Consider the following 21,334-nt stretch of genomic DNA (forward strand, 5'->3'; position numbering starts at 1 on the left):
CACGTCCCTTCAGGCATGAAACGGCGTGTTGACGGAGTGACCTGCGGGGGCTGCGCACTGTCGGCGGCGGGGGCGACCGCTGCCCCGCTGCTGTGGCTGTCCATGTCCCGCACCCAGCGCCACCTGGGCGGCGGCTTCGAGGACGAGGGCATGGACTACTCGGTCCTGCTCACAGAACTCCCCTTGGTGATCCTCGCGGGAGCGTTCCTGCCCGTACTGACCCTCACCCTGCTGATCCGCGCCTTCCGGAACTAGACGGGACGCGGGCGTCAGTCGACGTACTGCTTGAGCTTCTCGGTGTCGAGTTCGATGCCAAGGGGCTCGGGGAGCAGGAGCCTCGGTGTCGGAGTCGTGCGATGTGACCTCAAGCACCAGGAGCACACCGCTCGGATCAGCCCATTCACTTCTCGCCCCTCAGACCCTGCCCCTGGTACAGGTCCAGATCAGGCCTCGCGCTCCTCCACCGACATCTGGGACGACTGCACTGCGCGCTCTGCCATAGCGGTCATGGTGCACCCCCCTCTCGGGCTGTGGCCAGGGTGGCGAGCTCCGGGCGAACCGCGCGCCTGTTCGCCCTGTGATCAGCAGAACGAGTGATCACCTCACCTCGACGGCCAGTCCCTCCAGCCCCCGGATCACGAAGTTCGGCTTGCGTTCCGGCTCCGCCGCCAGGGCCAGCGTCGGGGCCCTCTCCAGTACGGCCGTCATGGAGGCGGCCAGTTCGATACGGGCCAGGGGCGCGCCGATGCAGTAGTGGATGCCGGCGCTGAAGGAGATGTGCGGGTTGTCCGTGCGGGTGAGGTCGAGGCGCTCGGGGTCCCGGAACACCTCGGGGTCGTGGTTGGCGGAGCCGAACAGCAGGGCGATCTCGGCGCCCCGCGGGACGGTCGTCCCGTCGATCTCGATGTCGTCCAGCACCCAGCGTTCGAAGAGCTGGAGCGGGGTGTCGTAGCGCATCAGCTCCTCGACGGCTCCCGGGACGAGGGAGTGGTCGGCGCGGAGGGCGGCCAGCTGGCCGGGGTTGCGGAACAGGGCGTTCCAGCCGTTGACCGTGGCGTTCACGGTGGCCTCGTGGCCCGCGTTGAGCAGCAGGACGCAGGTGGAGATCATCTCCTGCTCGGTGAGCCGGTCGCCCTCGTCGTGCGCGGCGATGAGCCCCGAGATCAGGTCGTCCCCGGGCTCCTTGCGGCGCTCGGCGATCAGGTCGCGGAGGTAGTCGGAGAACTCGACCGACGCCCGCACCGCCCGCGCCGCCACGTCCTCGGGCGGGTTCAGCTCGTACATCCCGCAGATGTCCGCCGACCAGGGCCTGAGCGGCGCCCGGTCCGTCTCCGGGATGCCCAGCATCTCGGCGATCACGGCGACGGGCAGCGGCTCGGCGACATCGGTGAGCAGATCACCGCCGCCCCGCGCGACGAGCCGGTCCACCAGCTCACCGGCCAGCCGGGTCACGTACGGCTTCAGCTGCTCGACCGTGCGCGGAGTGAACGCCTTCGACACCAGACGCCGGATCCTGGTGTGGTCCGGGGGCTCCAGGTCGAGCATCCCGTGGTCGTTGAGGGTGTGGAACGGCTCGTGCTTCGCCGGGGGTGCCGTACGCCCGAAGTCCTCGTGGGTGAACCGGTGCTGGTAGGTCCGCCCGAGCCTGCGGTCCCTGAGCAGCGCGGAGACGTCCGCGTGGTGCGGGACGAGCCACTGGTTCGTGGGCTCGTAGTACTGCACACGGCCGTGGGCGCGGAGCCCGGCGTAGGCGGGGTACGGGTCGGCGAGAAACGCCGGGTCCCAGGGGTCGAAGGCTGCCATGGACGGACGCTAGCCCGGAAACCCCGCCTCTGACCAGGGGTGACGCCGTCCGCTCCGGTGGCGGGCCCGACACTCTCGCGGGGACCGGCGGCGCGGGAGGCGGGGCCGGCCGCTGGGTAGGGTCCGGTTGTGAGTCGGGATACGGCATGGCCGGGCGAGGTGTCCGAGGGCGAGGCGAGGGGCGTCCCGTCGGCGCGGACGGTCCGGGCGCTGTGGGGCGGGTCGGCCGTCCTGGTGCTCGGAGTGCTCGGCACGTCGGTGATCGCCGTCGGCGCCGGCACGGGCGGGCGCCTGGCCGTGGCCCTGGTCCTGGTCGTCGTGCAGGTCTGCGCCCTGCGGTGGGTGCTGCGCCACCCGCTCGCCGTGCTGGGCACGGGCGTGGTCACGGGTGTGGCGGTGTGGGCGCTGTTTCCCGCGGTGACGTTGACCGGGGCGCTGCTGGCGGCGCAGGTCGCCCTGTGCGTGCTGTCGGCCGCACGGCCGAGGCGGGTGTCGGTGACGGCACTGGCGGGGATGTGCGCTCTGGCGCCGCTCGCGTTCGTCGTCGGCGGACCGGGCGTCGTGTCGGCGTTCCTGCTCGCCGTGCTCCTGGCGTGGACCGCGGGACAGTGGCGCGGGGCGCAGCGGGCCCGGGCCGCGGCGGAGACGCGGCGGGCGGTGGCGGAGGAGCGCGCGCGTATCGCGCGGGAGGTGCACGACGTGGTGGCCCACACGCTGTCGGTGATGGTGATTCAGGCGGGCGCCGCCGACGACGTCTTCACCGCTCGTCCCGAGCAGGCCCGTCAGTCCTTGCGGGCGATCGAGAGCGCGGGGCGGTCGGCCCTGGACGAACTGCGGCTGCTGCTGCGGGCGTTCCGGCCCGAGGACGGGGACCGGGACGGAGATCCGGAGGGAGATCCGGACGGAGATCCGGGCGGGGAGGAACGGACCCTGCGGCCGGGTCTGGCCCGGCTGGACGAACTGGCCGAGGCGGTGCGCGCGGCGGGCGTGACGGTGTGCCTCGACCGCTCGGGCGTCCCGGACGGCCTGCCGGCGGCGGTCGATCTGGCGGCGTACCGGATCGTCCAGGAGTCCCTGACCAACACGTTGCGGCACGCCGGCGGCGCCGACGAGGTGCGCCTGACGGTGACGGCCGACGGGGAGCGGATCCGGATCACCGTGGCCGACAACGGCCGTACGCCCCCGGGTCGGTCCGCAGGTGCGGGCGCGGGGCGCGGTCTGGTGGGCATGCGGGAACGGGTCCGGATGCTCGGCGGGAGCCTGCGCGCCGGTCCCGCGCCCGGGGGCGGGTTCGTGGTGGAGGCCGAGCTGCCGACGGAGTACGCGTCATGACCCTTCGCGTGGTGGTGGCCGACGACCAGGCCCTGGTGCGTACCGGCTTCCGGATGATCATCGACGCCCGGGACGACCTGGAGGTGGTCGGCGAGGCGTCCGACGGCCGGGAGGCCGTGCGGCTGACCCTGGAGACCCGGCCGGACGTGGTGCTGATGGACGTACGGATGCCCGTCCTGGACGGCATCGAGGCGACCCGGCGGATCGTCGCCGACGGCAGCACGGCCCGTGTGCTCGTGCTGACCACCTGGGACCTGGACGCGCACGTGGTGGCGGCGCTGCGGGCCGGGGCCAGCGGGTTTCTGCTGAAGGACATCCGGCCCGCCGAACTCGTGGACGCGATCCGCCTGACGGCACGCGGGGACGCGCTGCTGGCCCCCTCGGTGACCCGCCGGGTCCTCGACCGGTTCCTGCGCACCGCGCCCGACCTGGAGCCGCCGCCTGGCCTGGAGAAGCTGTCCGGCCGGGAGCGGGAGGTGCTCACCCTGATCGGGCAGGCGCTGTCGAACGCCGAGATCGCCGCACGGCTGGGCCTGTCGGAGGCCACCGTCAAGAACCACCTCACCGCGGTGCTGCGGAAGCTGGGCCTGCGGGACCGGGTGCAGGCGGTGGTCGCCGCGTACGATCACGGCCTCGTCCGGCCGCGGGGCGCCTGATGTCCTCCCTGGGGAGGAGAAACCGCGCCGCTCCTCCTGCGCTCCCAGAGCGGATCCGTTCCTGAGGCCGATCAGCGGCGGGACGCCCGCCCGTAGCGTCGTGGGTATGACCGAGGCGCTCCACCACCGCATGTACCTGCTCGCCTACGACGAGGCGGCGAAAGGTCCGTACGACCGCTCCCGGACCGGGCTGCTCGTCCGGGCGGCCGTCCTGACCGAACTCGCGCTGCGCGGGCGTCTGGTGGAGAGCGGTGACGGCGGGGTCACGGCGGCCGGGACGGGATCGACGGGGGATCCCGTGCTGGACGACGTGCTGCGCGAGGCCCGCGGGCAGGGCTGGAAACAACTGGTCCGGCGTCGTCGCCGGCGGACCCTGACGGCCGTGGAGGACCGGCTGGCCGCGCTGGGCCTCGTCACGGTCCAGTCGTCCCGGACCGGCCGGGGCGGACGGCGTGTGACCGTGCCGGACCCGGCCGCGCTCCGGGCGGTGCACGACCGTGTGTCGGCCGTGCTGCACGGCGACGCACCCGTCCACGAGATCCCCGCCGCCGACACCGCCCTGTCGGCGCTGGCCGCGGCCGGCAAGGTCCGGTCGGTCCTCTCGCGGCGGGAGGCCCGAGTGCTGCGGCAGCGCGTCGACGCCTGCACGAGCCGCCTGGGTGCCCTCGCACCCGGCCTGGAGAGGGCCGTTCGGGGTCTGAGCACGACCATGATCGCCGCCCAGGGCGGGATGGGCGGCGGCTGACCGCGTCCGCGCGAACGGGGAGTCCCATGAGCATGCACCGTGTCCTGACCACCCTGGCCTGCACACTGGCCACCCTGACCGCCGTGCTCGCCACGGCCCGGCCCACGCTGCCGACACCGATGTCCGCACCGATGTCCACCCTGGCGTCCCCGCCGACATCCACGTCGGCGTCCACACAGCGGGCGGACCGCGCGACGCCCGCTGCCGGCACGACGGTACGCACGCACGACGGTGTGCTGCGGGGCACCGCCCACGACGGCTACGACACCTTCGAGGGCATCCCCTACGCGGCACCCCCGGTCGGCAAGCTGCGCTGGGCGCCACCCCGCCCAGCGCGACCCTGGGCGGGGACACGGGACGCCGGCCGGCCCGCGAGCGCCTGCCCGCAGCCGGCGGGCGAGGTACCCGGCGGCAGCACCGACGAGGACTGCCTGTACCTGAACGTCACCACCCCGGCCGGACCCGCCCCGCGGCGCCCGCGGCCGGTGATCGTCTGGCTGCACGGCGGCGGCTTCACCACCGGCGCGGGCAGCTCCTACGACGCCCACCGCATGGCCACCCGTGGCGATGTCGTGGTCGTCACGGTCAACTACCGCCTCGGCGCGCTCGGTTTCCTCGCCCGGGCCGGCCTCCCGGGTTCCGGCACCTTCGGCCTGGCCGACCAGCAGGCGGCGCTTCGCTGGGTCAGGGCCGGCATCGGCGCCTTCGGCGGCGACCCGCACAACGTCACACTGGCCGGCGAGTCGGCCGGCGGCTACAGCGTCTGCGCCCAGCTCGCCTCGCCCGCCGCCGCGGGCCTCTTCGAACGGGCGATCATCCAGAGCGGTCCGTGCACCGGACGGCCCGACCGGCCCTTCGCCCCCTTCGCCGCCGCGCTGCCCGCGGCGCGTGAGACCGGCGCGCGGCTCGCGGCCGGGGTCGGCTGCTCCTCCGCCCGGAACACCATGACCTGCCTGCGCGGGGTGAAGGTCTCCCGCCTGCTGGCCGCCCAGGACCCCGACCAACAGCCCGCCTACGCCACCCCGTTGCTGCCCCGCGACCCCGCGGACGCCCTCACCGCCGGCCGCGTCCACCACGTGCCCGTGCTCCTCGGCAGCAACCACGACGAGGGCAACGGCTGGGCCGCCGGCATCATGCAGGCCGGCAACCCGGTCACCCCCGAGACCTGGCCCGATGTCGTGGCCGCCTTCTTCCCCGGCCAGGCCCGCGCGAGGGCGATCGTCCACGAGTACCCCGTGACGGGGAAGGACGGCGGCCCGGTGTTCGGCGCCGTCATCGGCGACGCCGACTTCGCCTGCCCCACTCTGAGCACCGGCGACCTGCTCAGCACCCGCGTCCCCGTCTGGCGCTACGAGTTCGCGGACGAACACGCCCCGCCGCTCACCCCCGGCACCCCGCCGTTCCCCCTGGGAGCGCCCCACGCCGCCGAACTCCCCTACCTGTACGACCTCGGCGGCCGCCCCCGCACGATGACCCCGGCCCAGTGGCGCCTGGCCACCACCATGATCGACTACTGGACCCGCTTCGCCCGCACCGGCACCCCCGACACCCCCGCCGCCCCACCCTGGCCGCGCGGGACGGTGCAGTCCCTCACCCCGGACCACACCGGCCCGACCCGCACCACCGCCACCCGCCACCACTGCGCCTTCTGGAACGCCCTGCCCTGAACGGCGGACGGGGGCGGCCGGTGAACCTGGGCGGGGCACGGGGAGCCGGGGTTGACCCTCGACCTTGTGCAGGGCCCAGAGTTCAGGGCGTGGAGAACGACATGCGCAGCATCGGCGAGACGGCCCGCGACAGCGGACTGGGCGTGAGCGCCCTGCGGTTCTACGACCGTGCCGGTGTGCTCGTGCCGGCCTGGGTGGATCCGGTGAGCGGCTACCGCTGGTACGAACCCGCGCAGCTGGAGGAGGCCCGGCTGCTGGCCCGGCTGCGCCGGGCCGGGATGCCGCTGGCGGACATCCGGCTGGTGCTGGCCAGTTGGTCCGGCACGGACACCGATCTGGTCCGGAAACTGCTCACGGCCCATCTTCGCCGCCTCGAATCGGGGCTGTCCGATGCCCGCAGTGAGTTCTCCGCACTCCGAGCCCTACTCGATCAACGGGAGAACCTCATGACTTCGCTCCGCACCGCCACCGTCCGGCTGACCGTCGGCGCGCCCGAGCTGGCGGCCGCGCTGGACACCGTCCGTTTCGCGGTGAGCACCGACCCTGAACTGCCCATGCTGGGCGGGGTCCTGTTCGACATCGAGGGTGAGGACCTCCATCTCGTGGCCACCGACCGGTACCGCCTGGCCGTGGCGCGGACCGCCGTCGACGGACACGACGGGTACGACGGGAGGCGGGTACAGGTCATCGTCCCCACCCCGCTCGCCGACGCGATGCGGGCGCTGCTGCACGGCGAGGGGCCCGTGCGGTTCTCCCTCGACGGTGACCGCGTGACCCTGGAGGCCGGGGACGGGCAGGCCGCCGGTCGGTGCCTCGACCACGACTTCCCCGACTACCGCCGTCTCCTGCCCCAGGCCGGTGACCGCCGGGCCCTCGTCGAGGTCGCGGACTTCCGCAGGGCCCTGGAGACGGGTCCCGTCCGCAGCGACGAGACCGGAACGCATGACCTGAGCGTGCTCAGGGTGGAGGACGACGGCACGGTGACCGTCTGCGCCGACGGCGACGCCGGTGATCAGGGCCGCGTCGCGGTCAACCGCGGGTTCCTGCTGGACGCGCTGGCCGCCGCGGGCCGGGACCGGCTGGTGCTGGAGCTCACCGCCCCGACGGCGCCGATCGCGATCCGCCGGCCCGACGACGAGGGGGGCTTCTCGGTCCTGATGCCGGTCCGCCTGCAGGACTGACACCCGGCCGGCAGAAGGGCCGCACACGCCCTACCCCGGCGTCACCAGCCGCGCCTCGTACGCGAACACCGCGGCCTGGGTGCGGTCCCGCAGGCCCAGTTTCACCAGGATGCGGCTGACATGGGTCTTGATCGTCGACTCGGCCACCAGCAGGCGCTCGGCCATCTCCTGGTTCGACAGGCCCTGGGCGATGAGGATCAGTACCTCCGTCTCGCGGTCGGTGAGGTCGCCGTAGGCCGTGTGGGCCGAGGCCATGAGTCTCGGGGACTCGGAGAGTTTGGAGAACTCCGTGATCAGCCGCCTGGTGACCGAGGGGGCCAGCAGCGCCTCACCGGAGGCCACCACCCGTACCCCCTCGGCGAGTTGACGGGCCGAGGCGTCCTTGAGGAGGAAGCCCGAGGCTCCCGCGCGCAGGGCCTGGTACACGTACTCGTCGAGGTCGAAGGTCGTCAGGACCAGGACCTTCGCGGTGCCGTCGGACGCGACGATCTCCCTGGTCGCCTCGATGCCGTTCAGCTCCGGCATCCGGATGTCCATCAGGACCACGTCGGGGGCGAGTTCACGGACCCGGTCCACCGCCTCGCGGCCGTTGACGGCCTCACCGACCACCTCGATGTCCGGCATCGCGTTCAGCAGCACCGAGAAGCCCTCGCGGACCATCATCTGGTCGTCCGCGACCAGGACCCGGATCGTCATGCCCCACCCTCGTCCCTGAGCGGCTCCGGCAGCGGCACCGGCAGGAACACCGCCACCTCGTACCCTCCCTCGTCCGTCGGGCCCGCCGTCATCTCGCCGTTCAGCATGGAGACCCGCTCCCGCATACCGGTGATGCCGTGCCCCGCTCCGGGCGAGGGCTTCAGCAGCGACAGCTCGGGCCGCGGGCCGTTGACCACACGCAGGCCCAACCCGCCCAGGACGTATCCGATCTCGACCCGCGCGCTCGCCCCAGGCGCGTGGCGCAGGGTGTTGCTCAGTGCCTCCTGGACGATCCGGTACGCCGACAGCTCGACGCCCTGCGGGAGTTCGCGGACCGCCCCGGTGACCGCCTTGTCGACGCTCAGACCCGTTCCCCGCACATTGTCGAGGAGGCCGTCGAGGTCGGCGAGGGTGGGCTGCGGGGCGTCCGGCGCCTCGTAGTCCTCGGCGCGGACCACGCCCAGGACCCGGCGCAGTTCGGTGAGGGCCGCCACCGCGTTCTCCCGGATGGTGGCGAACGCCTTCTCCAGCTCGGGCGGCGGGTTCTCCACCCGGTAGGGGGCCGCCTCCGCCTGGATGGCGACGACCGACATGTGGTGGGCGACCACGTCGTGCAGCTCGCGGGCGATGGTCGTGCGCTCCTCCAGCAGGGTGCGGCGGGAGCGCTCGTGGGCGGTCACCGTCTGCTGGGCGGTCACCGTCCGCTGGGCGTCCCGGCGTATGTGCCAGACCGTCACGGCGAGCAGGGACAGGGCGGAGACGAACAGCAGCTCCACCGTGTTGGAGCGGTGGTAGTGCGTGCCGGCGGCGGCCTGCCACGCAAGGCCGTAAGCACCGGTCAGCAGCCACATCCACGCCGCCGCACGCGGTCTGGTGCGCGCCGCGACCACGGTGAGCACCACGAGGTGACAGACGAAGCCGCCCGCCAGCCACGGCCAGCTGCCGTCCCAGGCGTCCACCGCCGGGTAGGCCATCGCGGTGGCGACCAACGACGCCCAGAAGGCCATGACCGGCCGCACCATGGTCAGCAGGACCGGGGTCAGGGCGAGCAGGCCGATGAGGACATTGGTGCCGCCACCGCGGTCGTTGCGGTTCGCGCCGATGATCATCGCGAGCAGGCCGGCCGCCGTGATCAGCACGTGGGGCGTCCAGACCGCGTACTCCCGCAGCCGGCCGGACAGTACGCGGGAGAGCCCTCTGTCGACGGACGTCGGAGGCAGGGGACGGTAGGCGAGGAGATCACTGATCAGGTCCTGCCGCAGGCCGCGCAGGGCGCCCACGGCGGCCTTGAACTCCGGGCTGCGGGGCCTGTGCGCGTCGGACTGCCCGCCGCTGCCCACGCCGTGCGGGATGGTCATGTGCGTCTCGGTCGTATCGGTCACAGGCAAAACGGTAGGTGGGGGCCCAGGTCCCCGTCGTCACCAGTGAGACGGGTCCTTCGGCGTCCCTCTCAGGTACTACGGGTATGACCGGGCAGCAGGGCGGAGCCCCGCGACCGACCTCACCACGCCAGCTGCGCGATCTCCTCCGCCACCACCGCGCACGCGTCCGCCGCCGGGTCGATCAGGGGGAAGTGGCCGACGTCCTCCAGCAGGGTCAGGCCCACCACCTCGCCCGCCTTGGCCGCCGCGTCCGCGTACGCCTCGGCGACCGCCTCCGGGACGACCGTGTCGGTGCGGCCCTGGACGAGGGTGGTCGCGATGCCGGTGGGCAGCAGCAGTGCCGGGTCGGCGTACGGCACGCGCGCGGTGAACCCCTCGGCTCCGCCCAGGAGTTGACGGCACGCCCCGCCGCACACGTCCAGCTTGTCGGCGGCCGCGAAGTCGGCGATCGGGGCGAGGGCGACGACCCCGCGCAGGGGTGCCGGCCGGTCGATGCGCCACGCGGCGTCGGCCGGGAGGAGGTGCCGGGCCGCGGCCCACAGAGCGAGGTGGCCGCCCGCGGAGTGACCGGTGACCACCATGCGGCGCGGGTCGGCCTGCGGAAGGAACTCCCGCACGAGCGCGGGCAGCGCGTCCATCGCGGCGGCCACGTCGTCGAAGGTCTCGGGCCAGCGCCCGGCCACCGGCCCGGCGCCCCCCGCGGTGCCTCCGGCCGCGGCGCCCTGCGCGGGGAGGGAGACCCCGCCCCGGCGGTACTCCACGTTGGCCACCGCAAATCCCCGACGGGCCAGGAAGTCCGCGAACGGTGTCACATGCCGCCGGTCGTACGGTGCCCGCCACGCCCCGCCGTGCAGGACGACGACCAGCGGCGCGAGACCGCCTCCGGGAGACACCGCCACGCGCGGGGCGTAGAAGTCGATCACCTGGTCGGGGTCGTCGCCGTACGCCGCGACGGCGTCGGGGTCGACCGCCGGGTGCGAGAAGGCGGACTCCTCCTCGGCCGCGGCACGGGCTTCCGCGGCGGCACGGGCTACGGCGTCGTCCGGCATACTCCAACCTCTCAGTGACGTAACGGATCTGACGGACCGTGAAAGCATCCTGGAAGAGAATTCGGCCGTTGGCCGGGACGGTATCAGGCCCATGACGTGCGCGGACACGGGCATGTCACGCTCGGTGAGGGGTAAACGGTTCTGCTGTTTCGTTACGCTGGCGAGGTGTCCGCCCCTGCGGACACCGAGCGCACCGAGGAGTCCGACATGTCCGCCGAACCCGGCACCGTCCGTCCCGGAGGGCGTACCGCGCGTGTCCGTACGGCCGTGCTGCGGGCTGCCGGGGACGTGCTCGCCGAGCAGGGCTTCGACCGCCTCGACCTCGCCGAGGTCGCCCGGCGCGCGGAGGTCGGCAAGACGACCGTGTACCGGCGGTGGGGGACGGTCACCGCGCTGGTCGCCGACCTGCTCGCCGACATGGCCGAGCAGTCGCTGCCCCGCACCCGCACCGGCGCGGTCCGCGACGACCTGCGGGCCAACGCCCTGCTGGTCCAGCGGACGCTCGCCGATCCCCGCCAGGGCGCGCTGTTCCGCGCGGTCATCGCCGCGGCGGCCTGCGACCCGCGTACGGCCGAGGCGCTGCGGCACTTCTACGACGTACGGATCGCCGAGTGGGCCCCGTGCGTGAGCGAGGGCGTCGCGCGCGGGGAGCTCCCCGCGGGCACGGACCCGGCGACCGTCGTACGGGCGGTCTCGGCCCCCCTTTACTACGGCCTGCTCACCACCGGAACGGCCCCCGACCCGGCCGCCGCCGAACGCGCGGCGGACGCGGCGGTCGCCGCGGCGAAGGCCGGGGTGTACGTCACTCCGGCCACCCCGGCCACTCCAGCCTGACACCACGCCGAGCCGGTCAGCCGGAGAGCGTCTCCCCCAGCACCCGCGCCGCCCGCTCCACGTCCGCGAACCCGACGTACAGCGGCGTGAAACCGAACCGCAGCACGTCCGGGTGCCGGAAGTCGCCCACCACACCCCGCTCGATGAGCCGCTTCATCACCTCGCCCGCGTCCTCGCAGCGCAGCGCGACCTGGCTGCCCCGCTCCCGGTGCGCCGGGGGGGTCACACACTCGACGCGCCCCTCCTCGACGTACGACGAGACGCACTCCAGGAAGAAGTCCGTCAGGGCGATCGACTTGGCGCGCACCGCCTCGACCGACACCCCGTCCCAGACCTCAAGCGCCGCCTCCAGGGCGAGCATGGAGAGGATGTCCGGTGTGCCGACGCGGCCTCGCAGCGCGCCCTCGGCCGGGGCGTAGGACGGACTCATGCCGAACGGGTCGGCGTGCGAGGTCCAGCCCGGCAGCGGGGAGTCGAAGCGGTCCTGGTGCTCGCGGCGCACATAGAGGTACGCCGGTGAACCGGGGCCGCCGTTCAGGTACTTGTAGGTGCAGCCGACCGCGAGGTCGACGCCGTGCGCGTCGAGACCGACCGGCAGGGCGCCCGCGCTGTGGCACAGGTCCCAGACCGAGACCGCGCCCGCCGCGTGCACGGCGGCCGTGAGCCCGGGCAGGTCGTGCAGGCGCCCGGTGCGGTAGTCGACGTGGTTGAGCAGGACGGCCGCCGTCCGGTCGCTCAGCACGCCCGGCACCTCGGCCGGGGTCACCGCCCGCAGGGTGCAGCCGGTCATCCGGGCCGCGGACTCGGCGATGTACCCGTCCGTGGGGAAGGTGGTCGCGTCGACGACCACCTCGTCACGGCCGGAGTCCGGACCGCCCACGAGCCGCACCGCTCCCACAAGTGCCTTGAAGACATTGACACTTGTCGAGTCGCCGACCACGATCTGCCCGGCCGCGGCCCCGACCAGCGGGGCGATCCGGTCGCCGATCCGCTCGGGGGCGCTCCACCAGCCGCTCTCGTCCCAGGACCTGATCCGCAAGGACCCCCACTGACGGCGTACGACGTCCTCGACGCGCCCCGGGACGGCGGCCGGGAGGGCACCCAGCGAGTTGCCGTCGAGGTAGACCACCTCGTCGAGGACGAACTGCGAGCGCAGGCCCGCCAGTTCGTCACCGGCGTCCAACTCCTGTGCCTTGAAAGCGAGTTCAGACATGAGACCGCGCCGTCCACAGCTCCGGGAACACGTTCTTCCGCGCGCGCTTCTCCAGCCAGGCCACCCCGGCGGAGCCGCCCGTGCCGGCCTTGGAGCCCATCGCACGGCGGGTGGCGACGAGATGGTCGTTGCGCCAGCGCCACACCAGCTCGGCGACATCCGTCAACGCCTCGCCCAGGCGGGCGAGTTCGTCGTTCTCGGGGCCGGAGTAGAGGGCCGTCCAGGCGGCCTCGACCTCCTCCGACGGCTCGTAGCGGAGCGAGACGTCACGGTCGAGCACCGCCGCCGGGATCGCGTGCCCGCGCCGCGCGAGCAGCCGCAGCACCTCGTCGTACAGGCTCGGCTCGTGCAGCGCCTTCTCCAGCTCGGCGTGGACACGGGGCGCGCCCCGGTGCGGGACGAGCATCGACGCGGACTTGTCGCCGAGCAGGAACTCCATGCGCCGGTACATCGCCGACTGGAAACCGGAGCCCTCGCCGAGCGCCGAGCGGTAGGAGTTGAACTGCGCGGGGGTCAGCTGGCCGAGCGGCTTCCAGGAGGCGGTCAGCGCCTCCAGCTCCCGGACGGACCGCTTCAGCGCGGCAACGGCCGTGGGCACGTCGTCGGAGCGCAGCGCGGCGGCCGCGGTCTCCCACTCGTGCACGATGACGGTGAACCACAGCTCCATGACCTGGGTCGTGACCAGGAAGACCATCTCTCCGGGATCGTCGGAGAGGGTGTGCTGGAGGTGGGTGAGCACGTCCGCCTTGACGTAGTCCTCGTACGGCGTCGTGCCCTGGAAGTCGAGATGCGGGGTCTCCGGCTCCTGGGATTCCTGAGCCTCATGGGACGGCATCGCTGTCTCCTGATGTGTACTCCGGGTAGCGGTCCGCCCTGCCGTTACCGACACGGGGCCCCGGTCCCCGCCGGGCATCCTCTTCCATGCTCCCCGCAAAAGGCAAGGCCCGCCTGATCACACAGGCGGGCCCGGAAGGCGGTGACCGCTCAGCCCAGCGTCTCGGCCGCAGTGAGCGAGGAGTCCTTCAAAAACTGCGTGCAGCGCTCGTACTCCGCCTGCTCGCCGATGGCTCCGGCGGCGCGGGCGAGGCCGTGCAGGGCGCGCAGGAAGCCGCGGTTCGGCTCGTGCTCCCACGGGACCGGCCCGTGGCCCTTCCAGCCGTTGCGGCGCAGCGAGTCCAGGCCGCGGTGGTAGCCCGTACGGGCATAGGCGTACGACTCCACGACGCTGCCCCGCTCGAACGCCTCGTCGGCCAGCTGGGCCCAGGCCAGGGAGGAGGTGGGGTACTTCGCGGCGACATCCGCGGGGGCGGTGCCGTTCGCCAGGAGCTCACGGGGCTCCGGGTCGTCGGGGAGGTGGGTCGGGGGCGGGCCCCCCAGGAGGTTCTCGTGAATCGACATGGGTCCAGTTTCCCTCGCCTCAGGGTGTGTCGTTGTCCGCGGGTCCGTCGTGGCTGGTCGCGCAGTTCCCCGCGCCCCTAAAAACGGTGGGCACAGCCGAGCAGCCCTGGACTGCACCTAGTCAGGGGCGCGGGGAACCGCGCGACCAGCCCCCACCGACGCGCAGCGGGCCTACGACAGTCGCCCCCGAGCCTTCTCCCCCTCCAGCGGCGGTGCCAGGACACTTCCATGCGTCCGGCACTCCGGCCTCCGGCACCCCGCCGGCAGCGACCGCACCGTCGCGAAAGCCACCGCGGACCCCACCACCAGCACCCCCGCGCACACCGTCATCGCCCGCCCGAACGCACTGTCGAACGCCGTGGGCGACCGGTAGGCCTCCTCCCCCATCCCCGTGACCAGCGGCAGCGCAGCCACCGCGATCAGGCCCGCCGCCCGGGCCGCCGCGTTGTTGATGCCGCTGGCCAGCCCCGCCCGCGAGGCGTCCACCGAGCCCAGCACGGTCGCCGTCAGCGGGGCGACCAGGGTGACCATGCCGGTGCCGAGCACGAGCAGCGCGGGCAGCACGTCGGCCGGGTAGGAGGCGCCCGGGCCGACCCGCAGCATCAGCAGCATCCCCGCCGCGCACAGCAGCGGGCCGACGGTGAGCGGGATGCGCGGTCCGATGCGGTCGGCGAGGGCGCCCGAGCGGGCGGAGAACAGCAGCATCAGGGCGGTCGTCGGCAGCAGGGCCGTACCGGCCTGGAGGGCCGACCAGCCGACCACCACCTGGAGCTGGAGCGCGGCCAGGAAGAAGAACCCGCCGAAGGCCGCGTACACGCACAGGGTCACCAGGTTGACCGCGGTGAACTGCCGGGACGCGAAGATCCCGAGCGGCATCATCGGGTCGGGCCGCCGCTTCTCCACGGCGACGAAGGCCACCCCGGCGGCCACCCCCGCGAGCGCCGTGACGACGACCACCAGGGACCCGGAACGGGCCTCGATCAGCGCGTACGTCACCAGCGCGAGCGACAGGGCTCCCAGGACCGCGCCGAGCACGTCGAAGCGCCCGTGATCAGCGCGCCCGTCGGCCGACTCCGGTACGTGCCGTACGGCGATCGGCGCGCATACCAGCGCCAGCGGGACGTTGAGCAGGAACACCCAGCGCCAGCCGGGACCGTCCACCAGCCAGCCGCCCACGAAGGGCCCGACGGCCGCCCCGATGCCGCCGAAACCGGACCACAGGCCGACGGCCCGGCCCCGGTCGTCGGGGTGGAAGGAGGCCTGGATCAGGGCCAGGGAACCGGGTGTGAGCAGGGCGCCGCCCACTCCCTGGAGGGCTCGGGCGGCGACGAGGACACCGGCGTTCGGGGCGAGGCCGCACAGCAGGGAGGCGGCCGCGAACCAGACCACCCCGACCACGAAGACCTTGCGGCGGCCGTACCGGTCCCCGAGGGAGCCGCCGAGCAGGATCAGCCCGGCCAGCGTGAGCATGTACGCGTTGACCGTCCACTGCAGGGCGGCGAGGTCGGCGTCCAGGTCGCGGCCGATGCGCGGCAGGGCGACGTTGACGACGGTGGAGTCCAGCATCGCCATGCTGGAGCCGAGGACGGTGGTGAGCAGGATCCACTTGCCTTGCGGCGAGGCCAGCCGGACGTCGGGCATGACCCCAGGTATACAGCGAGCCCGGTGCCGTAGCACCGGGCTCACCGTAAACAGCCGCAGCGGGCCTTACTTGATCTTCGTGCCCGCCGAGCGCAGGTTCTGCGTGGCCTCGACGACACGGGCGGCCATCGAGGCCTCCGCGAGCTTGCCCCAGGTGCGCGGGTCGTAGGTCTTCTTGGAGCCGACCTCGCCGTCGACCTTCAGGACGCCGTCGTAGTTGCGGAACATGTGGTCGGCGACCGGACGCGTGAAGGCGTACTGGGTGTCGGTGTCGATGTTCATCTTGACGACGCCGTTCTCCAGCGCGGTGCGGATCTCCTCCTCCGTGGAGCCGGAGCCGCCGTGGAAGACGAAGTCGAACGGCTGGGACCCGGCCGGCTTGCCGAACTTGGCGGCCACGCCGTCGTTCAGCTCCTTCAGCAGGTCGGGGCGGAGCACGACGTTGCCCGGCTTGTACACACCGTGGACGTTGCCGAAGGAGGCGGCCAGCAGGTAGCGGCCCTTCTCGCCCAGGCCCAGCGCCTCGGCCGTACGGATGGCGTCGTCGACCGTCGTGTAGAGGGAGTCGTTGATCTCGTGCGAGACACCGTCCTCCTCGCCGCCGGTCGGGGTGATCTCGACCTCAAGGATGATCTTGGCGGCGCGGGCGCGCTCCAGGAGCTCCTGGGCGATGGCGAGGTTGTCGGCGAGGGTCTCCGCCGAGCCGTCCCACATGTGCGACTGGAACAGCGGGTTGCCACCGGCCTTCACACGCTCCTCGGACACGGCGAGCAGCGGGCGTACGTACCCGTCGAGCTTGTCCTTGGGGCAGTGGTCGGTGTGCAGCGCGACGGTGACCGGGTACTTCTCGGCGACGATGTGCGCGAACTCGGCGAGGGCCACGGAACCCGTGACCATCTCCTTCTTGTACTGGCCGCCCAGGAACTCGGCACCACCGGTCGAGATCTGGATGATGCCGTCGCTCTCGGCCTCCGCGAAGCCGCGCAGCGCAGCGTGCAGGGTCTGGGTCGAGGTCACGTTGATGGCCGGGTAGGCGAACTTGCCTGCCTTCGCCCGGTCGAGCATCTCGTTGTAGACCTCGGGGGTTGCGATCGGCATGTGTCCGCTCCTTGTATCTGCGGGTTGGCGTACTGCGTGCTTACGGCCCTGACCTAGACCTTGTGTGGGGGTTCGACGTCATCGTCGGCCCCATCTTTCCAGACTCCGCCGGATGGTCCATCCCGTGGTCAGTCCAGTCCCAGCTCGTCCTTCGAGTAGGCGAAGCGGTACGGCACGCCCGCGCCCTGTTCGATCTTCTCGGCGGCGCCCGTCGCCCGGTCCACGATCGTGGCGACCGCGACGACCTCGGCGCCCGCCTCGCGCACCGCCGCCACCGCTTCGAGCGGGGAGCCGCCGGTGGTGGAGGTGTCCTCGACGACCACGACCCGGCGGCCCGCGATGTCGGGGCCTTCCACGCGCCGCTGCATGCCGTGTGCCTTGGCCGCCTTGCGGACGACGAAGGCGTCCAGGCGCTTCCCGCGCGCGGCGGCCGCGTGCAGCATGGCGCCGGCGACCGGGTCGGCGCCCATGGTCAGGCCGCCGACCGCGTCGAACTCCAGGTCCGCGGTCAGGTCGAGCAGCACCTGCCCGACCAGCGGGGCCGCCTCGCCGTCGAGGGTGACGCGGCGCAGGTCGACGTAGTAGTCGGCCTCCAGCCCCGAGGAAAGGGTCACCTTGCCGTGCACCACGGCCTTGTCCTTGATCTGCTGCAGCAGCTCGCCGCGTAGGTCCGTCATGCCTGCCAGCTTAGAGGCGGCGCCAGCTCCAGGTCGTCGAGGCCTCCAACGGCTCCAGGGGTGTGACCAGGCGCGGCAGGGTGTTCAGGCCGTTGGGCGGCCCGGTCTGCGGCTCCACGCAGACGGCGGCCTCCTGCTCGTCGTACACCACGACCCACTCCTCGCGGCTGGCGACCTTCAGCTCCAGCTGGCCGGGCCAGGTGAGCGTGACGTCGACGCCGTCGGGCATGCCGAAGCAGTCGTCCCAGGGGCCGGGCTTCGGCTCGACGCGGTTGCCGGTGGGCAGGTGGTCCTCGCCGCGCTCCTCCTGCCAGGCGGCGGTGAAGTCGAGCCGGACGGGCTCGCCGCCGTCGAGGGTGCGGTGGAACCAGGGGTGCCAGCCGATCTGGGCCGGGAAGGAGGAGTCGTACGTCTCCACGGACATGGTGAGCGTCAGGGCGTCCGGGGTGAGCGCCGCGACCTGGGTGATGCGGCCCGGGTAGGGCCAGGGCTCGACGAGGTCGTACGTGAGGACCGCTTCGTCGGTGGACGTGCGGGCGATGCTCCAGACGCCGTCGCGGGCCGTGCCGTGGATGGCGTGCGGCGGGGAGCTGAGCGGCATCTGGTGGACGTCGGCGCCGTCACGGAACCGTCCGTCCCGGATGCGCCCGCACCAGGGGACCATCGGGAAGCAGCCGAACCGGTCGCCCTGGCGCAGGAGTTGGACGCCTCCGACCCGAAGTCCCCCGACCCGTCCGCCGTTTCCCGGCTGCAAGGTCACTTCCGCGTCGCCCGCGGTCAGTGTGATGTCTTCTTGGCTCACGGGACGACCCTACTCAACGGCACCTCAACGGCGTTTCCTCAGTGCCCTTCCGACCACGATCGCCGATACCAGGACCGCTGCCGCCGTCGGCGCCGCCCAGCGCAGGGCCGCGCTCGATGCCACCGTCTGGGGCGCGGGGACGGGGGCGTAGCGGCCCCGCGGGGGCGCGTGGTCGACCTCCTCCGCGCTGCGGCCGATCATGGTGCGGCGGGCGTGGGCCGCCTCGGCCGGGGGGCCGACGGGTTCCGTGAAATCGTCGACGAGGGGTGCCGGGGGCTCCTCGGCGGCCTCCACGGCCTCCGGTGTCCGCGGCTGCGGCTCCCGCTGTTCCGGCTGTTCCGGCTGCTCCTGCTGCTCCGGTCGCTCCCGCCGTTCCAGTTGCTCCCGCTGCTCCGGTTCCCTCTGCGCCTCGCCCAGCGCCTCTGCGAAACGGTTCAGCAGGCGTACGACCGCGGAGCCCACGGCGTCCGGCGGGAGCTCGGTGACGCGGCCGTCCGCCGTGGCCGTGCCGCCGAAGGTCACGGTGGTGCCGCCGTCCGTGTCGCGCAGGCGCAGCGTGAGGGCGAGTTTGACCGAACCGGTGCCGCGGGTCTCGGTGGCGTCGCCCTCGACGACGTAGGAACCGTCGTCCCGGGCGGAGACGTGGACCGCTCCCCGGTAGGTGATGGAGTGGCTGCCGACCCGCATCTTCAGGCGCCCGGCGACGGGGTCCGCACCGGCGTCCTGCTGGAGCCCGGGAACCGCCCGGGCCACCCTGCCGGGGTCCCCCAGGGTCTCCCTCAGCCGCTCGACCGGAACCGGAACGAACACCTCATGCTCCATGGTTGCCGAGCCTACCCAGGGCCGCCGGTCATGCACCCCCGTTGGTGGAAAGTGACCCGCTGTTCCGCCCGGGGGCGCGGATCAGTAGCGCGGATGCACCAACGTCGAGGCCGCCAGCCCCCCGACCCGGGTCGCCTCCGCCGCCCGTTGCTCCGCCCGCAGGGACCCTTGCGTCAGGGTCGCCGGCCGCGGCCCCCGGGGGTCCAGGCCGAGCACCGGGCGGCCTTCCCGCGAGGCCAGCACGAACCCCCAGTCACGGGGGGCGCGGGACGCTCCGGCCGTGCGCCCGGGACCCGCGGCGGAACCGGAGTGGCGGCCCTCGACGCGGTAGGGCGTGGTGCGCAGGCCCGCCGCGCGCAGGGTCGCGTCCACCGTCCAGAAGACACGGGGACGGGAGGAGACCGGCCCCGCGTGCACGACGAGACGGCCGCCCGGGGCCAGGACGCGGCGGACGAGGCCGTAGAACTCCTCCGAGTACAGCTTGGTGCTCGCGGTGACGCCGGGGGCGGGCAGGTCGGCGATCACCACGTCGTACGACGGCACGGGCGCCGGGCTCCGCAGCCGGCGGAACGCGTCCTGCGTGCTCACGTGGACACGCGCGTCGCCGTACACGTGACCGTTGAGCCGGGAGAGCGCCGGGTCGCGGCGGGCCAGGTCGACCACCGCGGGGTCGAGCGCCACGATGTCGACCCGCCGCACACCTCGGTACCTGAGCACCTCGCGGGCGGCGAGTCCGTCGCCGCCGCCGAGGACGAGCACCCGCGCGCGGGGGCCGTCCATCGCGGGGTGGACGAGGGCCTCGTGGTACCGGTCCTCGTCGCCGCCGCTGACCCTGAGGCGGCCGTCGACGTACACGTCGAGGGGGCGGCCGTCGGTGCCTCCGCTGAGGGCGATCTCCCTGACGCCGGTCTGCAGGGCGACGCGCACGTCCTTGCCGTAGACCGCCTCCCGCGCGGCCCGCTCGAAGTCGTCGACGAGGACGGTGGCGGTGGCGAGGACACCGAGCACGGCGAGGTTGGCGACCAGCAGCAGCCAGCGGGCCCGATGGGTCAGGTCGCGGCGGAACAGACCGAGGACCAGGGCCCCGCCCGCGATCGCGTTGACCGCGCCGGTGAGCATCGCGCCGGTCAACTGGCCCAGCAGGGGCAGCAGCAGGAACGGGAAGGCCAGGCCGCCGACCAGTGCGCCGACGTAGTCCGCGGCGAACAGGTCGGCCACCGCGCCGCCCGCGTCCTGGCGGCGGATGCGCTGGATCAGCTCCATCAGCAGGGGGACCTCGGCACCGATGAGCAGACCGATGGCGAGGGAGAAGGCGACCAGGAGCCAGCGCGGACCGCTCGCCCACAGCCCGCCCCAGTCACCCGTCCACGCGAACACGGCGTACAGCGCCATCGCGCTGCACCCGCCGACCAGTGCGAGCAGCGCCTCCAGGGCGCCGAAGGCCACGGCCGCGTGCCGGCGCAGCCGCTTGGCCGCCAGCGAGCCGATGCCCATCGCGAAGACCATGACGGACAGCACCACGGACGCCTGGGTGACCGAGTCACCGGTCAAGTACGAGGCGAGGGCGACCAGTTCGAGCTCGTACACCAGTCCGCAGGCCGCGCAGACGAAGACACAGGCGAGGACGAGGAACCGGCCTGTGTCGGGGCGGACCGGCAGCCGCGCGGGCCCGACCCAGGGCGGCGGAGCGCCGGGCGGGGCGGGGGCGTGCGGCTCGATCACGGTGCGACGTTACGTCACGGGTACGGCACGCTTCGTCACCCACACGTGTGGAACTGGGAGTGAACCGGGAGAACAGGGGTTTGTGTGGCTCAGCCCGACGTCCCCACCGGGACCCGGACCCCGACGCGCGTCCGCGTGGCCACCAACTGCCCGTCCTGCGGATACGCGTGCCAGGTCCGCCAGTGCACCTGTCCCTCGTACCGCTGTGCCAGCAGCGCGGTGAACGCGTGGGGGCTGCCGGGAAAGACCCCGGCGAGGCCGTGCGGATGGTCGGACACCAGCGCGAGCAACTCCTGTGCCCGGCCCGCGAACTGACCTGGTGACAGCGCTTCGACGCGCGCGGCGAACTCGTACTCCCAGTTCCCCACCCGCTTGGCCACGCCCAGCGGCAGCGGCGTACTGCTGCCGGCGATGCACGCCACCGTCTCCGAACACATGCCCCGGTCCTCCTCCAGGAGCACTTGGTGGGACGCGCCGAGGAGTCTCAACTGAAGCTTCGCTCCGTCGATTTCGAGGTCGAGCGTGGCGAGGGCGGGCAGCGGCTCACGCCCCAGGGCCCAGGCGAGGTCGGCCGCGCGCGTGTCGGTGTACGAGGTGTTCAGGGTCGTGAGCATGG

At 73.1% G+C, this 21,334-nt stretch carries 21 protein-coding genes; 7 read left to right on the forward strand and 14 right to left on the reverse strand.

Annotated elements, in window-relative coordinates; translation table 11 throughout:
- Positions 1–15 precede the first annotated feature (15 nt).
- Positions 16–255 carry a hypothetical protein gene (locus H293_RS0117875; RefSeq protein WP_028807944.1) on the forward strand — a complete coding sequence of 80 codons (240 nt, stop codon included), beginning with the start codon at positions 16–18 and terminating at the stop codon, positions 253–255.
- A gap of 342 nt (positions 256–597) precedes the next feature.
- Here H293_RS0117875 and H293_RS0117880 read toward each other — a convergent pair whose 3' ends face one another.
- Positions 598–1,803, reverse strand: a complete 1,206-nt coding sequence (locus H293_RS0117880; RefSeq protein ID WP_020119233.1) for a cytochrome P450 — start codon at positions 1,801–1,803, stop codon at positions 598–600.
- Between the two features lie 129 nt (positions 1,804–1,932).
- On the opposite strand from H293_RS0117880, the gene H293_RS0117885 reads away from it, so the two are divergent.
- The 5 genes from H293_RS0117885 (at position 1,933) to H293_RS0117905 (ending at position 7,384) form a co-directional block, all read left to right on the forward strand.
- The gene (locus tag H293_RS0117885; protein WP_028807945.1) at positions 1,933–3,135 is read left to right on the forward strand and encodes a sensor histidine kinase; all 1,203 of its coding nucleotides are present in this window, start codon (positions 1,933–1,935) and stop codon (positions 3,133–3,135) included.
- Positions 3,132–3,791 (forward strand): response regulator, encoded by a 660-nt coding sequence (locus H293_RS0117890; RefSeq protein WP_020119235.1) that lies wholly within the window; start codon positions 3,132–3,134, stop codon positions 3,789–3,791. Before H293_RS0117885 ends, H293_RS0117890 begins: the two co-directional genes overlap by 4 nt.
- A 106-nt stretch (positions 3,792–3,897) precedes the next feature.
- Positions 3,898–4,536 carry a GOLPH3/VPS74 family protein gene (locus H293_RS0117895; protein WP_020119236.1) on the forward strand — a complete coding sequence of 213 codons (639 nt, stop codon included), beginning with the start codon at positions 3,898–3,900 and terminating at the stop codon, positions 4,534–4,536.
- 26 nt (positions 4,537–4,562) lie between these two features.
- Positions 4,563–6,203: a carboxylesterase/lipase family protein gene (locus H293_RS0117900; RefSeq protein ID WP_020119237.1), complete on the forward strand. Its 1,641-nt coding sequence runs from the start codon at positions 4,563–4,565 to the stop codon at positions 6,201–6,203.
- Positions 6,204–6,292: 89 nt separating this feature from the next.
- Positions 6,293–7,384 (forward strand): DNA polymerase III subunit beta family protein, encoded by a 1,092-nt coding sequence (locus H293_RS0117905; RefSeq protein ID WP_020119238.1) that lies wholly within the window; start codon positions 6,293–6,295, stop codon positions 7,382–7,384.
- A 30-nt stretch (positions 7,385–7,414) separates the two neighbouring features.
- On the opposite strand, the gene H293_RS0117910 is transcribed toward H293_RS0117905, so the two are convergent.
- The 3 genes from H293_RS0117910 to H293_RS0117920 form a co-directional block, all read right to left on the reverse strand.
- A complete protein-coding gene (locus tag H293_RS0117910; RefSeq protein WP_020119239.1) occupies positions 7,415–8,080 on the reverse strand; it encodes a response regulator transcription factor in 666 nt (221 codons plus the stop codon).
- Positions 8,077–9,462: a sensor histidine kinase gene (locus tag H293_RS0117915; RefSeq protein ID WP_028807946.1), complete on the reverse strand. Its 1,386-nt coding sequence runs from the start codon at positions 9,460–9,462 to the stop codon at positions 8,077–8,079. The genes H293_RS0117910 and H293_RS0117915 overlap by 4 nt, the downstream gene beginning before the upstream one ends.
- Before the next feature lie 119 nt (positions 9,463–9,581).
- Complete coding sequence (locus H293_RS0117920; RefSeq protein ID WP_020119241.1) at positions 9,582–10,511, reverse strand: alpha/beta hydrolase; 930 nt, start codon at positions 10,509–10,511, stop codon at positions 9,582–9,584.
- Between the two features lie 207 nt (positions 10,512–10,718).
- On the opposite strand from H293_RS0117920, the gene H293_RS0117925 reads away from it, so the two are divergent.
- Entirely contained in the window at positions 10,719–11,345 is a 627-nt protein-coding gene (locus H293_RS0117925; protein ID WP_028807947.1) for a TetR/AcrR family transcriptional regulator, read from the forward strand.
- A 16-nt stretch (positions 11,346–11,361) separates the two neighbouring features.
- Here H293_RS0117925 and kynU read toward each other — a convergent pair whose 3' ends face one another.
- The 10 genes from kynU to H293_RS0117975 form a co-directional block, all read right to left on the reverse strand.
- Positions 11,362–12,558, reverse strand: a complete 1,197-nt coding sequence (kynU, locus tag H293_RS0117930; RefSeq protein ID WP_020119243.1) for a kynureninase — start codon at positions 12,556–12,558, stop codon at positions 11,362–11,364.
- Positions 12,551–13,393 carry a tryptophan 2,3-dioxygenase family protein gene (locus tag H293_RS0117935; protein ID WP_020119244.1) on the reverse strand — a complete coding sequence of 281 codons (843 nt, stop codon included), beginning with the start codon at positions 13,391–13,393 and terminating at the stop codon, positions 12,551–12,553. Before H293_RS0117935 ends, kynU begins: the two co-directional genes overlap by 8 nt.
- 149 nt (positions 13,394–13,542) lie before the next feature.
- Positions 13,543–13,956: a DUF3151 domain-containing protein gene (locus H293_RS0117940; RefSeq protein WP_020119245.1), complete on the reverse strand. Its 414-nt coding sequence runs from the start codon at positions 13,954–13,956 to the stop codon at positions 13,543–13,545.
- Between the two features lie 171 nt (positions 13,957–14,127).
- Entirely contained in the window at positions 14,128–15,597 is a 1,470-nt protein-coding gene (locus tag H293_RS0117945) for an MFS transporter (protein WP_020119246.1), read from the reverse strand.
- A 66-nt stretch (positions 15,598–15,663) separates the two neighbouring features.
- On the reverse strand, positions 15,664–16,695 hold the full coding sequence (gene fbaA / locus H293_RS0117950; RefSeq protein ID WP_020119247.1) for a class II fructose-bisphosphate aldolase: 1,032 nt from the start codon (positions 16,693–16,695) through the stop codon (positions 15,664–15,666).
- A gap of 128 nt (positions 16,696–16,823) precedes the next feature.
- Positions 16,824–17,372, reverse strand: coding sequence for an orotate phosphoribosyltransferase (gene pyrE / locus H293_RS0117955; RefSeq protein ID WP_020119248.1), 549 nt, complete (start codon positions 17,370–17,372; stop codon positions 16,824–16,826).
- A 10-nt stretch (positions 17,373–17,382) separates the two neighbouring features.
- Positions 17,383–18,174 carry an aldose epimerase family protein gene (locus H293_RS0117960; protein ID WP_020119249.1) on the reverse strand — a complete coding sequence of 264 codons (792 nt, stop codon included), beginning with the start codon at positions 18,172–18,174 and terminating at the stop codon, positions 17,383–17,385.
- A gap of 24 nt (positions 18,175–18,198) precedes the next feature.
- Positions 18,199–18,996, reverse strand: coding sequence for an SRPBCC domain-containing protein (locus H293_RS0117965; RefSeq protein ID WP_020119250.1), 798 nt, complete (start codon positions 18,994–18,996; stop codon positions 18,199–18,201).
- An 81-nt stretch (positions 18,997–19,077) separates the two neighbouring features.
- Entirely contained in the window at positions 19,078–20,718 is a 1,641-nt protein-coding gene (locus H293_RS0117970) for a polyamine aminopropyltransferase (protein WP_020119251.1), read from the reverse strand.
- Positions 20,719–20,807: 89 nt separating this feature from the next.
- The gene (locus tag H293_RS0117975; RefSeq protein ID WP_020119252.1) at positions 20,808–21,332 is read right to left on the reverse strand and encodes a DUF2617 family protein; all 525 of its coding nucleotides are present in this window, start codon (positions 21,330–21,332) and stop codon (positions 20,808–20,810) included.
- Between the last annotated feature and the right edge of the window lie 2 nt (positions 21,333–21,334).

Origin of the sequence: Streptomyces canus 299MFChir4.1 (genome assembly GCF_000383615.1) — a bacterium.
GTDB lineage: Bacteria > Actinomycetota > Actinomycetes > Streptomycetales > Streptomycetaceae > Streptomyces > Streptomyces canus_C.